This is a genomic window from Rathayibacter sp. CAU 1779, assembly GCF_054551755.1.
Map to the genome: position 1 here is coordinate 1,617,253 of NZ_JBTOLK010000001.1, position 16,236 is coordinate 1,633,488.

The window sequence follows — 16,236 nt, forward strand, 5'->3', positions numbered from 1 at the left end:
GTTTCGGCACTAGCGCCGGCATTGCTGGCGCAACTGCCGAAACCTGGCGCGGACACGCACGAACATGCGGCGCCACGAAGCGCGCGGGTCCCCAACGGGTGCGGGCATAGTCTGTCCCCGTGACGCAGGGCTTTCCGGCGCGGGCGCGCGCTGCAGTACGCACGTTGCCGCCCGGGTACTTCGCGCTGGTCATGGCGACGGGCATCCTCTCCGTGGGGTTGCACGCCGAGGGTTTCGACGTGGCGTCCGAGGTGCTCCTGGTCATCGCCGCCGTCGCGTATGTGCTGCTGGTCGTGCTGAACGTGTGGCGCGTCATCCGCTATCCCCGCGTGGTGGCGGATGACTTCCGGTCGCCGGAGGTGGCGTTCTTCTTCTACACGTTCGTCGCCGGCACCAATGTGCTGGGCACGCGCCTCGCCCTCGACGACGATCTGATCCTCTCGACGACGCTGCTCGCCCTGTCCTGCGTGGTCTGGCTCGTGCTGGGCTACGCGGTGCCGTGGGCGGTCATCCTGCAGAGGCGCGGAGCCGAGACGCTCAGCGGCATGAACGGCTCCTGGTTCGTCTGGGCCGTCGCCTGCCAGTCGGTCGCCGTGCTGTCCGCCACGCTCGAGCCGTCGCTGCCTCCTCTCCGCGCGTTCCTGTCGATCATCGCCTTCGCGTCGTGGAGTGTCGGTATCATCCTCTACGCGATCATCGGCATCGCCGTCGTCATCCGACTGCTCGTGCACGGCATCACCCCTGAGACGATGGGGCCGCCGTACTGGGTGGCGATGGGTGCGGCATCCATCACGGTGCTGGCGGGATCCCGGGTCGTCGAGATGAAGGCGACGCCCATGACCGCCGTCACGACGGGGCTCGCCGCCGGCGGATCCGTGGTGTTCTGGTCGTTCGCGACGTGGCTCATCCCGGTGCTGGTCGCCGTCGGCTGGTGGCGACACATCACGCACCGCGTTCCGCTTAGCTACGAGCCCGCGCTGTGGAGCATCGTGTTCCCGCTCGGCATGTATGCCGTCTGCGGCATCAACCTCGGCGAAGCGGATGCCCTGCCCGTCGTCGCCTGGACCGGTCGCCTCTTCCTGTGGCTGGCTCTCGCCGCGTGGCTCGTCGTCTTCGTGGCGACTGGCATCCACATCGCGCGCTGGCTCGGCGTTGAGCGGTCCGTCCAGCGGACGTGACAGCGCGTGGTGCAGACAGGGATCGTCCCAGTCCGCCGAGGCAGACGGGGACGATCCCTGTCTCCCGTGGTGTCATCCGATCAGTGGTGTCCGCCGTTCCGCGTCGGCACCAGCGAGACCGTCTGCTGCGAGACAAGTGGGGCGGTGTCGATCGCGTTGTGCGACGTGGCATCCCACGAGCGGCCGGGTGCGGTCTGTGCGCCGGAGCCCGTCAGCGCGAGCACGAGCCCGCTGTACCGGTTGACCAGTCGGAAGGTCCCGGTCGCCACTCCGGAACGTGACGACGTGTTCGGCACCACGAACCATTGCTGCCCGACGGTCGAGGTGGTGGCCGAGGTCACGGTCGGCGCCGTGCCCCAGGCGCGGTTGGTCACCGACGTCGAGTCGACACCTAGTAGCCGGCCGGTGGCCACGTTCCTGATCGTGTACGCGCCGTCACCGGTGGCCGTGAAGCGCCAGTCGCCGAGAGCGGAATGGCCAGGCTTGCTCGCCGTGGTCGATGAGCGTCCCGGGACCTGCGAGAGTTCCCGTCCGTTGCCGGTGGCGATGCGATAGGAGATAGACGTGTTCACCGCCGCCGCAGGAGCCGAGGAGTCTGCGGTCACGTTCGCATAGTCCCCGTCTGATCCGTCGGCGCACGCCCAGGCGCAGTAGGACCGAAACGTCTTGCCCACGATCGACGTGCTCGTCGCGTTCGCCGGGTCGATGAACCAGCGGTACCACGATGCGGTCTCGAAGGAACTGCCCGAGGTGCCGAGCAGGAACCACTTCTGCGTCGCGAGGCTCTTCGTGGCGTAGTACTCCTGCGGAGCGTTGCCGCTCTGGTCGGGGTTCTGCGGCTCGCCGATGTACAGCCCGAGGTACGCGTCGTAGGTGATGTCCATCACGAACAGCGGCGACGTGGCCGGCATCGTGCCTGCGGCGATCTGCTGCTGCGCCGTTCCCGGCGTCGCGGGGTTGTACTCCTTCGACGTTGGCGTGTAGCCCGTGGGGTCGGAGGCGGTCACCGGCACGAGATTGCTCTCCTTGCCTCCGACGCCCGGCTGCTTCCACGAGCCGTCGTAATACTTCTGCCAGGAACCGGTCGCCATCTTGCCGGCGATCGGCGCACGCGCGACATGCTCGTAGAACGCCACCCAGCCGCCGCCCTTGTTCACGACCCGCGAGCCGTAATAGACGTAGAAATATCCGGATGCCGTGTCGACGTAGAGCCGCGGGTCACCGTCGCCGTAGTAGTAGGTCTGCTGCGGGAAGGCCGCGGTGTCGCCGCGCGTCGTGCTGTACGGCGAGGTGATCGCGTGGCCTTCGATGGTCCACGTGTGCCCGTGGTCCTTCGACACGGCGAAGTCGATCGAGTCGTAGTGCAGTCCATCCGCGAACGGCTGCGGCGTGAACTCGTTGTGGACCAGCCCGTACCAGTCGCCCGTGTCCGGGTCGACCCACTGCTGGGTGAGGTCGCAGTAGTTGCGCTGCGAGTAGCCGGATCCCGCCGGAGCATATGTGGAGGTCAGTCCGGTCGGGCTGTTGTTGCAGCGCACGGTGGTGTCATCGTTCTTGTCGGTGGCATCGTTCGGATTCACGGCCGTGTTCAACGCGGTGTCCGGCTGAGCATCGTCCATCGTGGTGCCGGTGTAGAACGTCCACTCGCGCGGATCGGTCGCTCCGTAGAGCGAGTGGGACTCGCTGTAGTAGAACGTCCCGTCGGAGTCGATGAACGGACTGGCAGGGGTGTCGTCGGAGTTGCCGAACGTGCCGAGCGACCCGGTGCTCACGGAATACACGGGCGTGGCCGAGCCGCCGCCGTTCGTTGTGCCGGCGTACGCCGCCATGCCGCCGGTCAGGCACAGGCCCGTCGTGGCGAGAACGGCGACGCCAGCCGTGAGAACCGGACGGCGGAGGTGTTGCAGATGTCGAATGCGGAGTGTCATGGCTTCCTCACTTCTTCGTCGGAGCCGCTCGAGCGGCATGACGGGAGACACCGTACGCCGTATGGCATCGATAACACCAGAGCTGCAGCGCATTCGTCACGGAGATGAGCGAACGGACTCACACCCATCCAGTCGAGCGCCGGCCAGCGTCACTCGTGAACGCGGCCGACTGTGAACGCAGCCGACTGTGAACACAGCCACCCGTGAACACAGTCAGCCGTGAGGTCAACCGCGCGGCGGCGCCGTGCTCGCGCGCGTCACGAGCCTGGGCACGATCGCTTCCCCGTGCGCTGCGGCATCGGGGTCCGCGATCGCACGCAGCAGGTGCTCGACGGCGAGCCGACCGACGTCCCGGAACGGCTGTTCGATCGTCGTCAGGGGAGGGGTGCAGAACGCGGCGAGCGAGATGTCGTCGACACCGATCACCGACACGTCCTCCGGCACCCGTCTGCCCTGCTCGGCAAGCGCGCGGATGAGGCCGAACGCCATCTCGTCGCTGGACACGAAGACGGCCGTCGCGTCGGGGATCCTCGCGAGGATCAGACCGTTGCGGTATCCGGATTCTGGCGACCAGTCGCCGATGAGCTCGGGCGGCGACGTGATCCCGGCGTCGGTGAGCTCGGCCCGCCAGCCCTCAGCGCGCGCTGCGGCCTCCAGCCAGGCGGCAGGGCCGGCGACGTGCCACACGTTCTCGTGTCCTAGATCGAGCAGATGGCGGGTGGCGAGCCTGCCGACTGCGCGCTGGTCGATCGCGAGCACATCCGTCGAGGGTGTCCGCGATCCGTCGATCGCGACCGTAGGCAGGCTCTCCGTGAGTGCCTCGATGGCGCGGTTGGTGGAGATCAGCGGAACGGCGAGCACGATGCCTTCGACACCCTGGTCGGCGAGGCGGGAGAGCGCACCCTCGATCGCGGACGCCTCGAGCGACGCGGTCGTGGCGGTGGACACCGCATAGCCCGCTGCGGTGGCGGCGCTTTCGATCCCGACCGTGAGTGCCGTCCGCGATGCGAATTCGGTCTGCAGAGTGACAACGCCGAGCGTGCGGCTTCGGCCGGAAGACAGCGCCCTCGCGGCGCTGTTCATCCGATATCCCAGTTGCTCGACGGCGGCCATGACCTTGGCGCGGGTCTCGGCCTGCACATGGGGATATCCGTTCAGGGTGCGCGAGACCGTCTGGGCAGAGACCCCTGCCAGTCGGGCGACGTCGGTCATGCCCGGGGCGCGTGTCGCGTTCACGGCATCGATGCTACCGGGGGATGTTCGGCCTGGCATCGATAACATCCGATGCGATCACCGTGAGTCTTCGAGCCAGGGTCGCCACAGCGCGGTGTCCAGATCGACGCGCACTCGCGCGTGCGCTCCCGTGCGCAGCGCCTGCTCGGCCGTCATCCCGCGCAGCGGCGTCCCCTCGTCGACATAGTGCTCCAGCGCGCGTTCCTCGTGTCCTATCGGCGGCTGGCCGGACGCCCGGATCGCGCGCCACCATGGCACGTCGGATCCGTAGCGTGCCATCACCTGTCCGACGACGCGGGCACCGCGCGAGCCGAGCACCGCGGCGACGCCGCCGTACGTCATGACTCGGCCGGGCGGGATCTCGGCGACCACCTCGAGGACCGCTTCGACGAAGGATTCGGTGGGCTCGGGCATCCGATGTGCGGGGAAGGCGTTGTGGGTCGTGCTCAGCGGTGTCAGCTCTGCCCGATGCCTCTGAACGGCGGTGTCACAGGTCCATCGAGCCGATGGTCTCGCCGTACTGCGTCTCGCCGACGGGGCTGAAGCCGGTACGGATGAAGAATGCCTCTGGGCCGAGTTCGCCGGACTCCCAGATCACGAAGAGCTTGTCGTGACCGCGGCGGCGAGCCTCCTCCGCGAGCGCGTCGACGGCGAACGTTCCGACGCCGCGGCCCTGATCGCTCGCGTCCACATTGATGCGCCACAGGATCGAGCGGAACTCGTCGTCGGCATCCGGGTCGAAGCTGCCCATGATGAATCCGACGACCTCGTCGCCGTCGATGACGACCCGCTGCCACGTCATCGAGGGATCGTTGACGGCGGCCGCGGCCGAGTACGACACCGGCGTGATGAACTGTTCCTGGCCCGGCTTCAGTGTGAGCGCGTTCGCCGCGGAGATGTTCGACGCAGACAGTTCTTCGAGTCGCAGCTCAGCCATGTTTTCAACAGTATCCGGCGTGAGACGGGTGGTCCACCGCTCGGACTTGCCGTGAGAGATGCGTTCGCCCAGAGCGTCCTCTGCATCGTTGGAAACGTCGCGCACCCGCCGCGCCACGGCCGCCGAATGCCTGGCGCGTTGTGTCGCTTCCGCCTCACCCGCGACGAATTCCTGGCGCGTGGTGTCGCTTCCAACGCGCGAAGCGACAAGACGCGCCAGGAACTCTGCAGAATCGGCGCCGCCAGTGTCCCCAGCAGACGAGGGCGCGCTACAGCGCGGCGAGCGCCTCGTTGAACGTGGCGGACGGACGCATCACGGCGCTCGCCTTGTCCGGATCCGGCAGGTAGTAGCCACCGAGGTCCACCGGCTTGCCCTGCACGGCGATGAGCTCGTCGACGATGGTCTGCTCGTTCGACGTGAGCGCCTCCGCGAGGGGAGCGAACACGGCGGCGAGGGCGGCGTCATCCGTCTGCTTCGCGAGCTCCTGGGCCCAGTAGAGCGCCAGGTAGAAGTGCGAGCCGCGGTTGTCGAGCGTGCCGAGCTTGCGGCCCGGGCTGCGGTCCTCGTCGAGGAACGTCGCGGTGGCGCGGTCGAGCGTGTCGGCCAGCACCTGGGCGGCCGGCACGCCGGCGAACTCGGCGTACTTCTCGAACGACGGCACGAGAGCGAAGAACTCGCCGAGCGAGTCCCAGCGCAGGTAGTCCTCCTGCACGAGCTGTTGAACGTGCTTCGGAGCGGATCCGCCCGCACCGGTCTCGAAGAGGCCGCCGCCGGCGATCAGGGGCACGACCGAGAGCATCTTCGCGGAGGTGCCTAGCTCCAGGATCGGGAACAGGTCGGTGTTGTAGTCGCGCAGCACGTTGCCGGTCACCGAGATGGTGTCCTCGCCCCTGCGCATCCGCTCCACCGAGTACGCCGTGGCGAGCTCGGGTGCGAGCACGTCGATGGTGAGGTCGCTCACGTCGCCGACGAGATCGGCATCCGCCAGGTAGGTGCGCACCTTCTGGATGATCTGCGCGTCGTGAGCACGCGTCTCGTCGAGCCAGAAGATGGCGGGGGTGCCCGTGGCGCGCGCGCGGGAGACGGCCAGCTTCACCCAGTCGCGGATCGGGATGTCCTTGGTCTGGCAGGCACGCCAGATGTCGCCTGGCTCCACCTCGTGCTCGAGCAGCACGTCGCCCGCCCTGTTCAGCACCTTGACCGTTCCGGCGACGGGGATCTCGAATGTCTTGTTGTGCGAGCCGTACTCCTCGGCCGCCTGCGCCATGAGGCCGACGTTCGAGACGGATCCGATCGTCGCCGGGTCGAGCGGGCCGTTCTTCTTGACGTCCTCGATGACCGTGGCGTAGACGCCGGCGTAGGACGAGTCGGGGATGACGGCGAGCGTGTCCGCCTCGTCGCCCTCGCCGTCCCACAGCTTGCCGCCGTTGCGGATGAGGGCCGGCATCGAGGCGTCCACGATCACGTCGGACGGAACGTGCAGGTTGGTGATGCCCTTGTCCGAGTTGACATACGACAGGCGAGGGCCGGCGGCGAGAGCGGCGTCGAACGCCTCGCGGATCTCGGCACCGTTCGGCAGAGCATCCAGCCCGGCGAGGATGGCTCCGAGACCGTCGTTCGCGCTGAGGCCTGCAGCCTTGAGGTCGGCGCCGTACTTCGCGAACACGTCGACGAAGAAGGCGCGAACGACGTGACCGAAGATGATCGGGTCGGAGACCTTCATCATGGTGGCCTTGAGGTGCACGGAGAAGAGCACGTCCTCTGCCTTGGCCGTGGCGAGCGCGTTGGCCAGGAACGCGTCGAGGTACGCGGCGGACAGCACCGTCGCGTCGACGACCTCGCCGGCCAGCACGGGCAGCGCCTCGAGCAGCACGTTCTGCTCGCGGTCCGCGGTCTCCAGGACGATGGTGAGCGTGTCGTCGGCCGGAAGCGTGACCGACTTCTCGTTGCTCTTGAAGTCGTGCTCGCCCATGGTGGCGACGGTGGTCTTGGATCCCTCGCCGAACGGCTTGTTCACGTGCGGGTGCTTCTTCGCGTACGACTTCACCGAGAACGGGGCACGGCGGTCGGAGTTGCCCTGACGCAGCACCGGGTTCACGACGGATCCGATCACCTTGAAGTACTTGGCGCGGACCTCGGCCTCAGCGTCGTTCGACGGGGAGTCCGGATAGTCGGGGATGTCGTATCCCTTCTCCTGCAGCTCCTTGATCGCGGCCTTGAGCTGCGGGATGGAGGCGGAGATGTTCGGCAGCTTGACGATGTTGGCCGCAGGCGACCCGGTCAGCTCACCGAGCTCGCTCAGGGCGTCGTCCGCGAGGCCGAACTGGGCGAGGATGCGCCCGGCGACGGAGATGTCTCGGGTCTCGAACTCGATGCCGGCCTTCTCCGCGTAGGCGGAGACGATGGGAAGGAAGGAGTACGTCGCCAGAAGCGGCGCCTCGTCGGTGTGGGTGTAGATGATCTTTGCCATCGCGCTGGGCACGCTCCTATCGGCGGAAAATCGGCGGAATCAATCTTGACGTCAAGATAAATTGTGTCGCTTAGACGATACCCGACGCCCGGGACGGCGTCGAAACGAGCTGCGACCGGAACAGGCTCGTTGCAGCGTCATTCGCAGAGCGATTTGGCCTTGTCGGCGGCGTCGAGCAGTGCCGACTTGTCGGCACTCAGCTGTGCGGTGTCGGCCGACGCCGGATCGTCGGCGGCCTTCTGCAGATCGGTGGCGAGCGTGCGCAGGGCGGAGGTGATGGCATCCGACTTCGCCTTCACATCGGCGTCGCGCACGTCCTTCATCTTCGAGTCGAACTCGTCTGCGGCCTTCGAGGCGGTTGCCGCCGCTGCTGCAGGATCCGACTCGTCGGCCGAGAAGTCGGCTTCGGCATCCTTCAGCTGCGTGGCGGCGACCGCGAGGCGCGAGCACGCGGCGGTGCGGTTGAGTCCGCTCACGACGGAGCAGCCAGAGAGAGGGACGACGAGTGCCGCCGCGGCGAGCAGCCCGATGATGCGGTGTGCAGCCGTCACGCGATCCTCCTTGTGGTGTCCCGACCTGTGGTGCCCGACATCCTGCCGCCGCGACCCTGCAACGGTAGCGGGCAAGTGCTGCGAGACGACAGAGCTCGCAGGGAACGTGGATGGATGCGCCAGTCGGGGGCGCCGCTTCGCAGTCGGCGTGACCGGGGCGGACGGTAGTCTCGTGCACACCGAGGGAGCGGCGGTGTCGCCGAGTGAGGACGAGCACGATGCGGGCGGGCACGAATCTTCCCGCCGTCGGGGGCTACAACCAGGCGGTCATCCTGGATGCCGTGCGTCGTTCCGCCGACGGCGTGAGCCGCGTCGAAGTGGCGGTGAGCACCGGGCTGTCGGCCCAGACCGTGACGAACATCGTTCGTCGTCTGATCGACGACGGGCTCATCGTGGAGGACGGCACACGGGCGACGGGAGTCGGGAAGCCGCGAACGATCCTCCGGCTGCAGCCGCGCGGCAGGCTCGCTCTGGGCGTCCATCTCGATCCTTCGGTGATCACCGTTGTGCTGCTGGATCTGGCGGGATCGGTCGTCGCGCACCGCACGATTCCCACGCCCTTGTCCGCGACAGCGTCCAAGACGTTGCAGCGCATCGTACGGGCGGCATCCACCCTTCTCACGACAGCCGGCATCGAACCGTCCAGGATCATCGGCCTGGGAATCGCCGCGCCGGGCCCGGTCGACGTCGAGGCGGGAGTGGTGCTCGATCCGCCGCTGCTGCCCGGGTGGCGAAACGTGCCGGTGCGCGACGAGCTCGCCGAGCGCCTCGGCCTTCCCGTGCTGCTCGAGAAGGACGTGACGGCCGCCGCCGTCGCCGAGCTCTGGATGGACACCGATGGGCAGCGCAACGACATGCTGTTCTTCTACTACGGTACGGGCGTCGGTGCGGGGCTCGTGGTGCACGGCGAGGTCGTCCGCGGCTCGTCCAACAACGCCGGCGACATCGGCAACATGGTGGTCGGCGGTCAGCCCGGCGATCCAGCGCATCGCCGCTGGCGGCTCGGCGACGCTCTGCTTCCGCGCTTCCTGGTGACGGATGCCATCGAGCGCGGCATCCTCGACGGCGACGCCGGGTCGATGACGACGGCCGAGGTCCGAGCCGCCTTCACGCGACTGGCGGATGCCCGCACCGGCGATGAGCGCGCGGCATCCCTCCTGAAGGCGGTCGCTGAGGACACGGCCGTGTCACTCGTCACCCTGGTGAATGCACTCGACGTCGACCACGTCGTGTTCGGCGGTCCCTTCTTCGCTCCGTTGCGGGACTATCTGCTGGCGACCGTGCCGCCTTTGGTCAACGGATCTCCGATCATGGTGATGCCGCACGAGATCGCCTTCACGGAGTCAGCAATAGGGGAGGACGTCGCCGCGATCGGCGCCGCGTGCCTGGTGCTCGACCATGCGCTGACGCCCAAGCCCGCCGGTCTCCTGATCCGACGCTGAGGAATCCGGTGACGGCCCGCCCGGTGGCCGAAAATCTCCTTGACGCTAATAAATCCAAATGATTTAGTAAATCTGGTCCCGGGCGGGTGTGGCCGGGGCATCCATGCACCATGAGGCAAAGGAGCATCATGAAACGGATCCTCTCCGTGCTCGCCGTTGGCGTCGTCGCCGCGGCAGCACTGTCTGGCTGCTCGGCAAGCGGGGGCGGCAGCGACAAGGTGATCAAGGTCGCCTACCAGAAGTTCGGCAACTTCACCCAGATGGACACCCAGATGAAGGCGGTCGCCAAGCAGTTCGAGGCGGCGAACAAGGGCTACACGGTGAAGCTCATTCCCATCCAGGCGGCGGAGAACGACTACTACACCAAGCTGTCGCTGATGAACAAGTCGGCCGCCACGGCGCCCGACGTCTCGTACGAGGACACTTTCCTGATCAAGGCGGACGCCGCGGCCGGCTACCTCGCGCCCCTCGACGGATACGTGAAGTCGTGGAGCGACTGGTCGCAGTTCCCGGCCAACTCGAAGCAGGCCGGCCAGGGCGAAGACGGCAAGCTCTACGGCATCTCCATGGGCACCGACACCCGCGGGCTCTGGTACAACAAGGAGGTCCTGAAGAAGGCGGGCATCGACGTGCCATGGCAGCCCAAGACGTGGCAGGACGTGCTCGACGCCGCTAAGAAGATCAAGGCAGCTGAGCCGGACGTCACCCCGCTCAACGTCTATTCGGGCAAGGGTGCGGGCGAGGGCTCGACGATGCAGGGCTTCGAGATGCTCCTCTACGGCACGAAGGACACGCTCTACGACGCATCGAGCAAGAGGTGGATCTCGGGATCGAAGGGGTTCACCGACTCGCTCGACGTGATCAAGGAGGTGTACCAGGGCGGCCTCGGGCCGAGCGTGCAGAACGCGCTCGACCCCAACTTCGGCAACGAGGTTCCCCAGCTGCTGTCGCAGGGGAAGATGGGCATCGACCTCGACGGGTCGTGGCTCTCCAGCAACTGGATCAAGGGCGGCGCAGTGCCATGGTCGGACTGGGACTCGGTGATGGGCGAGACACCGATGCCGACGCAGGACGGCGCGTCGCCGGGGTCCACGAGCATGTCCGGCGGATGGACGCTGGCGCTCGGAGCCAAGTCCGCGAACAAGCAGGCGGCCTGGAACTTCATCAAGCTCGCACTGAACAAGGACAACTCGCTGGCCTACGACGTCGCGGCCACCCAGATCGCGGTGCGTTCGGATGTCGCGGCGGACTCGAAGTACGTGGATGCCAATCCCACGAACAAGTTCTTCTCGGGTCTGGTCAAGACGACGCATTTCCGTCCAGCGACGACGGTGTACCCGCAGGTGTCCAACAACATCCAGGTGGCGATGGAATCCGTCATGACCGGACAGCAGACACCCGAACAGGCCGCCAAAGTGTACGACCAGGCGTTGCCCGGGGTGGTCGGCGGCGCCAAGAACGTGACGACCAAGTAGGGGCCCGATGACGTCGCTCACGCATTCCGTGGCGACGGGAACTCCGCGGCGGGGAGGGGCATCCTCTCCCCGCCCGCGGCGTCTCGGTCGCTCTCTCGGACGGGCCGTTCCGCTCGTGCCCGCGCTCGTACTGGTCGCCCTGTTCCTCGCGGGGCCGGTGATCGAGGCATTCTACGGATCGTTCACCGACATGGCGCTCACGGGCGCGGCGGCGCAGAACACGACGTTCGTGGGGCTCGCCAACTACGCCCAGCTCGTGCAGGACCCGAACTTCTGGCAGTCGGTCGTGCTGACCATCGTGTTCGTCGTCGGCAGCGCGATCATCGGCCAGAACGTGCTCGGACTGGGCCTGGCGATGCTCATGCGCAACGGACAGCGGGTGGTGCGCGGAGTGGTGGGCACCCTCGTGATCACCGCGTGGATCCTGCCGGAGGTCGTCGCGGCGTTCGCCTCGTACGCGTTCTTCAACAGCACAGGAACGTTCAATGAGCTCCTCGGGCTCGTGGGCATCAAAGGCCCCGACTGGCTGTACTCGTTCCCGATGCTCGCAGTCATCCTCGCCAACGTCTGGCGAGGCACGGCGTTCTCGATGATGGTGTACTCCGCCGCCATCAGCGACGTACCGGAGGAAGTGACGGAGTCGGCGGAGATCGACGGCGCAGGCGGATTCAAGCGGCTCATCTACATCACGCTGCCGATGATCCGGCGGAGCATCTCGACCAATCTCATGCTGACCACGCTGCAGACCCTGAGCGTCTTCGGCCTCATCTACGTGATGACAGCGGGCGGTCCGGGAACCGCCAGCTCCACGCTGCCCGTGCTCGCATACCAAGAAGCGTTCAAGTTCTCGCAACTCGGACTCGGCACCGCCATCGCCGTGGTCATGCTCATCATCGGCGCGGTGTTCTCGATCATCTACATCCGTGCACTGAAGCCGGAGGTGGACTGACATGGCACGTATGGCGGTGGCTCTCACGTCGCCCTCCGGCCGTGCGCTACGTGGTGTGTCCAACAGTGTTCTTGTCGTGATCGGCATCTGCTTTGCGCTGCCGCTCGCATGGTTGCTCCTCGCCTCCTTCGATGGTTCCGCACTGCTGACCCTGAAGTGGCCGGCCCCCTTCACACTCGACAACTTCACCTCGGTGCTCACACCGGGGCTGGCGTTCGCGCCCCTGTGGAACAGCGCGTTGATCTCCCTCGGATGCGCCGTCATCACGGTGGTCGTCGCTGTTCTCGCCGCGTACCCGCTGTCGCGCTACCGGCTGAGGATCAACAAGCCGTTCATGTACGGGATCCTGTTCGGCACGTGTCTGCCGATCACCGCGATGATGGTGCCGGTCTACAACCTCTTCGTCTCCCTCAACCTGCTCGATTCCGTGTGGGGCACCATCCTCTTCATGTCGGCGACGAGCCTGCCGATGGCCATCTGGATGATGAAGAACTTCATGGATTCGGTGCCCGTCACGCTCGAAGAGGCGGCCTGGACCGACGGAGCGTCCATGATGTCGACGCTGACGAGGGTGGTCGTCCCGCTCATGCGGCCGGGGATCGCTGTGGTGTTCATCTTCGTGTTCGTGCAGGCATGGGGGAACTTCTTCATCCCCTTCGTGCTGCTGCTCAGCCCGGAGAAGCAGCCTGCCGCGGTCAGCATTTACGCCTTCTTCGGACAGTACGGCGCGGTGGCCTATGGCAAGCTCGCCGCCTTCTCGCTCGTCTACTCGGTTCCGGTGCTCGCGCTCTACGTCTTCACGTCGCGGGCACTCGGTGGAGGGTCGGCGCTGGCGGGCGCCGTGAAGGGATGAGAATGACTCACTGAATACGTCGACGCATCCGTTCTCGTTCCGACCACCCGACCGAATCGCACACACCACAACGCACCAAGGAGCACCACGTGCACGACGATTCGCGCCTCGTCCTCGAGCGCATCAACCGTTTCCTCGCCGAGCGCATCACGCCGGCCGTCTACCGCGAGCGTATCCCGCTCTCCGTCACGGCGTGGGAGGTGCCGGACGAGCCGATCCCGTTCGCGGATGCCGTGACGCATCCATTCGCGCCCGTCGCGCCCGGCACCCCGTGGGGGAGGGCGTGGGGCACGACGTGGTTCCGCGTGACCGGCACGGTTCCGGATGCCTGGCGTGCGGCATCCGCGGATCCGGAAGGTCGCGACCCAGAGGCCGCACTCGCGGTCGAGATGGTCGCGGACCTCGGATTCTCGAACGCCCAGCCCGGATTCCAGGCCGAAGGGCTGATCTACACACCGAACGGCGTGGTCGTGAAGGCTGTCGAGCCGTTCAACACGGCCGTCCCGTTGGACGCGTTCACGTCGGGATCGGGCGTGGACGTCTACCTCGAGGCCGCCTCGAACCCCGACGTCGGCTTCCCCTGGGACTGGCAGCCCACTCCGCTGGGCGACAAGGCGACGGCGGGATCCGCTCCTCTCTATGTGCTGCGTGCAATCGACCTCGCCCTGCGCGACGTCACCGTCTGGGAGCTGGAGCGCGACGTCGTCACGCTGCTCGGGCTGCACGCGCAGCTTCCTGCCGCATCGAACCGGGGCGCGCAGATCCTGCGCGCGCTGGAGCGGATGTGCGACGAGATGGATCCACACGACGTCGCAGGCACGGCCGGGATCGGACGCGAGGTGCTCGCGGGCGTGCTCGGTGTCGAGGCCGCAGCGAGTGCGCACCACATCACGGCGGTGGGGCACGCCCACATCGACTCGGCGTGGCTGTGGCCGACGCGGGAGACGATCCGCAAGTGCGCGCGCACGTTCTCGAACGTGCTGGCACTCATGGATCGGGATCCGGACTTCGTGTTCGCCTGCTCATCGGCACAGCAGTACGCGTGGGTGAAGGAGTTCTATCCGGAGCTGTTCGAGCGGATCCGCGAACGCGTCGCCGAGGGCCGCTTCGTGCCCGTCGGGGGCATGTGGGTGGAGTCGGACACGAACATGGTGGGCGGCGAGGCGATGGTGCGTCAGTTCCTCGCCGGCCAGGGATTCTTCCAGCGCGAGTTCGGCGTCCGCGCCAGCACCGGATGGCTGCCGGACTCCTTCGGATACACCGGAGCCCTGCCCCAGTTGCTGGCGGGCGCCGGGATCCAGCAGTTCCTCACCCAGAAGATCTCCTGGAACGACACGGACCGCTTCCCGCACCACACCTTCCTGTGGGAGGGCATCGACGGTACGCGCATGTTCACGCACTTTCCACCGATGGACACCTACAACTCGGACCTGTCGCAGCGCGAGCTCGCGCTGTCCGATCGGCAATACGCCGAGAAGGGCGCGGCGAACTCGTCGCTGGCGCTGTTCGGACACGGCGACGGCGGTGGCGGACCGACGCGCGAGATGATCGCGGCGGGACGCAGGGCTCGCTCGCTCGACGGGTCTCCGACCGTGGAACTCGGCACGCCGGAGTCGTTCTTCGCGCGGGCGAAGGCCGAGTACGAGCATCCGCCCGTCTGGTCGGGGGAGCTGTACCTCGAGCTGCACCGCGGCACCTACACGTCACAGGCGCGCACGAAGCAGGGCAACCGGCGCAGCGAGCACCTGCTGCGCGAGGCGGAACTGTGGGCGGCGACGGCGGCCGTTCGCACCGGTGCCGAGTATCCGTATGACGCGCTCGCCGGAGCGTGGCGCACGGTGCTGCTGCAGCAGTTCCACGACATCCTGCCCGGGTCATCGATCGCGTGGGTGCACCGCGAGGCGGAGCGCAACTATGCGGTGGTGGCCGAGAACGTGATGGCGTTGATCGACGGCGCCCTCGACGCGCTCGGCGGCGAGAGCCGTGACGCGGGTGTCCTCGTCAACGCCGCCCCCGTCGCGGTGCGCGGCGTGCCCGCCCTGGGAGCGGGGATCGCGGATGCCGCGCCACAGGCATCCGTTCGCCGCGACGGCGACACCGTGGTGCTGCAGAGCGCCCGCGCCCGGTTCGTGCTGGATGCCCGTGGTCGCGTCGTCTCGGCACTCGATCTGGCGAGCGGACGCGAGGCCATCGCGCCCGGTGAATCCGCAGGCCTGCAGCTCTTCCGCGACACCCCGACCAAGTGGGACGCCTGGGATGTCGACGAGTTCTACCGCCGCCACGAACAGGACCTCGACGGTGCGGTGACGCTCGACGTCGACGATGATCGCGGCTGTGTGCGCGTGAGCCGCAGCGTCGGCGATTCCACCATCGAGCAGGAGTTCACCCTCGCGGCGGACACACCGACTCTCGAGATCACGACGCGTGTGGACTGGCACGAGCGTCAGCGGATGCTCAAGCTCGCCTTCCCGCTCGATGTGCGCGCAGAGCGTGCCGCGAGCGAGGTGCAGTTCGGGCATGTGCACCGGGCCACGCACGAGAACACGTCGTGGGACGTCGCCCGCTTCGAGACCTCAGCGCACCGCTGGGTGCACGTCGGCGAGCCGGGCTTCGGTGTCGCCGTCGCCAACGACTCCACGTACGGTCACGACATCACGCGGCGGCAGCGTCGGGGCGGCGGCACCTCGACGCTCGTGCGCCAGTCGCTGCTGCGGGCGCCGCTGTTCCCCGACCCCGAGGCGGACCAGGGCGAGCACGTCGTGCGTTCATCCCTGACTGTGGGCGCCGAGATCGCGGATGCCATCGCCGCCGGTTACGCGCTCAACCTCCCGTTGCGCGTGGCCGCAGCTCCCATCGAACCGCTCGTCACCGTCGAAGGGGACGGCGTGCTCGTCGAGGCGGTCAAGCTCGCGGAGGACCGCTCAGGCGACGTGATCGTGCGGCTCTACGAGGCGCTCGGCAGGCGCACATCGGCGACGGTGCGCTTCGGATTCGACGTGGCATCGGTGGTGCAGACGGACCTGTTGGAGGACGAGCTCGCCGCGGTCGACGGGGTGGAAGGGTCGGATGCGGATGCGGATGCGGATGCGGATGCGGGCTCGGACGAGGCCGCGGTCTCGGGATCGGTGCGACTCAACGTGCGACCGTTCCAGGTGGTGACGTTGCGAGTGCGGAGGGGCTGATGTGGCTTCGGTCGAGATTGTTTGCATCTGCGGCTCCG

The 16,236-nt window shown here is 67.3% G+C and carries 12 protein-coding genes; 6 read left to right on the top strand and 6 right to left on the bottom strand.

All coding sequences use genetic code 11. From position 1 onward, the window contains the following. Positions 1 to 119 precede the first annotated feature (119 nt). Positions 120 to 1,178, top strand: a complete 1,059-nt coding sequence (locus ACX9R5_RS07380) for a tellurite resistance/C4-dicarboxylate transporter family protein (protein ID WP_459408337.1) — start codon at positions 120 to 122, stop codon at positions 1,176 to 1,178. Between the two features lie 80 nt (positions 1,179 to 1,258). Here ACX9R5_RS07380 and ACX9R5_RS07385 read toward each other — a convergent pair whose 3' ends face one another. The 6 genes from ACX9R5_RS07385 to ACX9R5_RS07410 all read right to left on the bottom strand — a co-directional run bounded on the left by ACX9R5_RS07385 (position 1,259) and on the right by ACX9R5_RS07410 (position 8,297). Continuing rightward, positions 1,259 to 3,106, bottom strand: coding sequence for an RICIN domain-containing protein (locus ACX9R5_RS07385; protein ID WP_459408338.1), 1,848 nt, complete (start codon positions 3,104 to 3,106; stop codon positions 1,259 to 1,261). 225 nt (positions 3,107 to 3,331) lie between these two features. After that, the gene (locus tag ACX9R5_RS07390) at positions 3,332 to 4,342 is read right to left on the bottom strand and encodes a LacI family DNA-binding transcriptional regulator (protein ID WP_459408339.1); all 1,011 of its coding nucleotides are present in this window, start codon (positions 4,340 to 4,342) and stop codon (positions 3,332 to 3,334) included. 54 nt (positions 4,343 to 4,396) lie between these two features. Next, positions 4,397 to 4,753: an MGMT family protein gene (locus ACX9R5_RS07395; RefSeq protein ID WP_459408340.1), complete on the bottom strand. Its 357-nt coding sequence runs from the start codon at positions 4,751 to 4,753 to the stop codon at positions 4,397 to 4,399. A 73-nt stretch (positions 4,754 to 4,826) separates the two neighbouring features. Continuing rightward, positions 4,827 to 5,276, bottom strand: a complete 450-nt coding sequence (locus tag ACX9R5_RS07400) for a GNAT family N-acetyltransferase (protein ID WP_459408341.1) — start codon at positions 5,274 to 5,276, stop codon at positions 4,827 to 4,829. Between the two features lie 268 nt (positions 5,277 to 5,544). Beyond that, complete coding sequence (locus ACX9R5_RS07405) at positions 5,545 to 7,746, bottom strand: NADP-dependent isocitrate dehydrogenase (RefSeq protein WP_459408342.1); 2,202 nt, start codon at positions 7,744 to 7,746, stop codon at positions 5,545 to 5,547. A 137-nt stretch (positions 7,747 to 7,883) separates the two neighbouring features. Continuing rightward, a complete protein-coding gene (locus ACX9R5_RS07410) occupies positions 7,884 to 8,297 on the bottom strand; it encodes a hypothetical protein (RefSeq protein ID WP_459408343.1) in 414 nt (137 codons plus the stop codon). Between the two features lie 218 nt (positions 8,298 to 8,515). Here ACX9R5_RS07410 and ACX9R5_RS07415 point away from each other — a divergent pair, with 218 nt between their 5' ends. The 5 genes from ACX9R5_RS07415 (at position 8,516) to ACX9R5_RS07435 (ending at position 16,198) form a co-directional block, all read left to right on the top strand. Beyond that, entirely contained in the window at positions 8,516 to 9,739 is a 1,224-nt protein-coding gene (locus tag ACX9R5_RS07415) for an ROK family transcriptional regulator (RefSeq protein ID WP_459408344.1), read from the top strand. Positions 9,740 to 9,867: 128 nt separating this feature from the next. Then, the gene (locus ACX9R5_RS07420) at positions 9,868 to 11,214 is read left to right on the top strand and encodes an extracellular solute-binding protein (protein ID WP_459408345.1); all 1,347 of its coding nucleotides are present in this window, start codon (positions 9,868 to 9,870) and stop codon (positions 11,212 to 11,214) included. Between the two features lie 7 nt (positions 11,215 to 11,221). Then, the gene (locus tag ACX9R5_RS07425; RefSeq protein WP_459408346.1) at positions 11,222 to 12,163 is read left to right on the top strand and encodes a carbohydrate ABC transporter permease; all 942 of its coding nucleotides are present in this window, start codon (positions 11,222 to 11,224) and stop codon (positions 12,161 to 12,163) included. Between the two features lies 1 nt (position 12,164). Beyond that, positions 12,165 to 13,016: a carbohydrate ABC transporter permease gene (locus tag ACX9R5_RS07430; protein ID WP_459408347.1), complete on the top strand. Its 852-nt coding sequence runs from the start codon at positions 12,165 to 12,167 to the stop codon at positions 13,014 to 13,016. Between the two features lie 89 nt (positions 13,017 to 13,105). Continuing rightward, positions 13,106 to 16,198: an alpha-mannosidase gene (locus tag ACX9R5_RS07435; RefSeq protein WP_459408348.1), complete on the top strand. Its 3,093-nt coding sequence runs from the start codon at positions 13,106 to 13,108 to the stop codon at positions 16,196 to 16,198. The last annotated feature ends 38 nt before the right edge of the window (positions 16,199 to 16,236 follow it).

Excerpts from the sequence above, each read along its gene's own strand:
- ACX9R5_RS07385 (WP_459408338.1), bottom strand. The coding sequence starts at position 3,106 with ATGACACTCCGCATTCGACATCTGCAACACCTCCGCCGTCCGGTTCTC.
- ACX9R5_RS07405 (WP_459408342.1), bottom strand. The coding sequence starts at position 7,746 with ATGGCAAAGATCATCTACACCCACACCGACGAGGCGCCGCTTCTGGCG.
- ACX9R5_RS07415 (WP_459408344.1), top strand. The coding sequence starts at position 8,516 with ATGCGGGCGGGCACGAATCTTCCCGCCGTCGGGGGCTACAACCAGGCG.
- ACX9R5_RS07430 (WP_459408347.1), top strand. The coding sequence starts at position 12,165 with ATGGCACGTATGGCGGTGGCTCTCACGTCGCCCTCCGGCCGTGCGCTA.
- ACX9R5_RS07425 (WP_459408346.1), top strand. The coding sequence starts at position 11,222 with ATGACGTCGCTCACGCATTCCGTGGCGACGGGAACTCCGCGGCGGGGA.
- ACX9R5_RS07395 (WP_459408340.1), bottom strand. The coding sequence starts at position 4,753 with ATGCCCGAGCCCACCGAATCCTTCGTCGAAGCGGTCCTCGAGGTGGTC.
- ACX9R5_RS07420 (WP_459408345.1), top strand. The coding sequence starts at position 9,868 with ATGAAACGGATCCTCTCCGTGCTCGCCGTTGGCGTCGTCGCCGCGGCA.
- ACX9R5_RS07400 (WP_459408341.1), bottom strand. The coding sequence starts at position 5,276 with ATGGCTGAGCTGCGACTCGAAGAACTGTCTGCGTCGAACATCTCCGCG.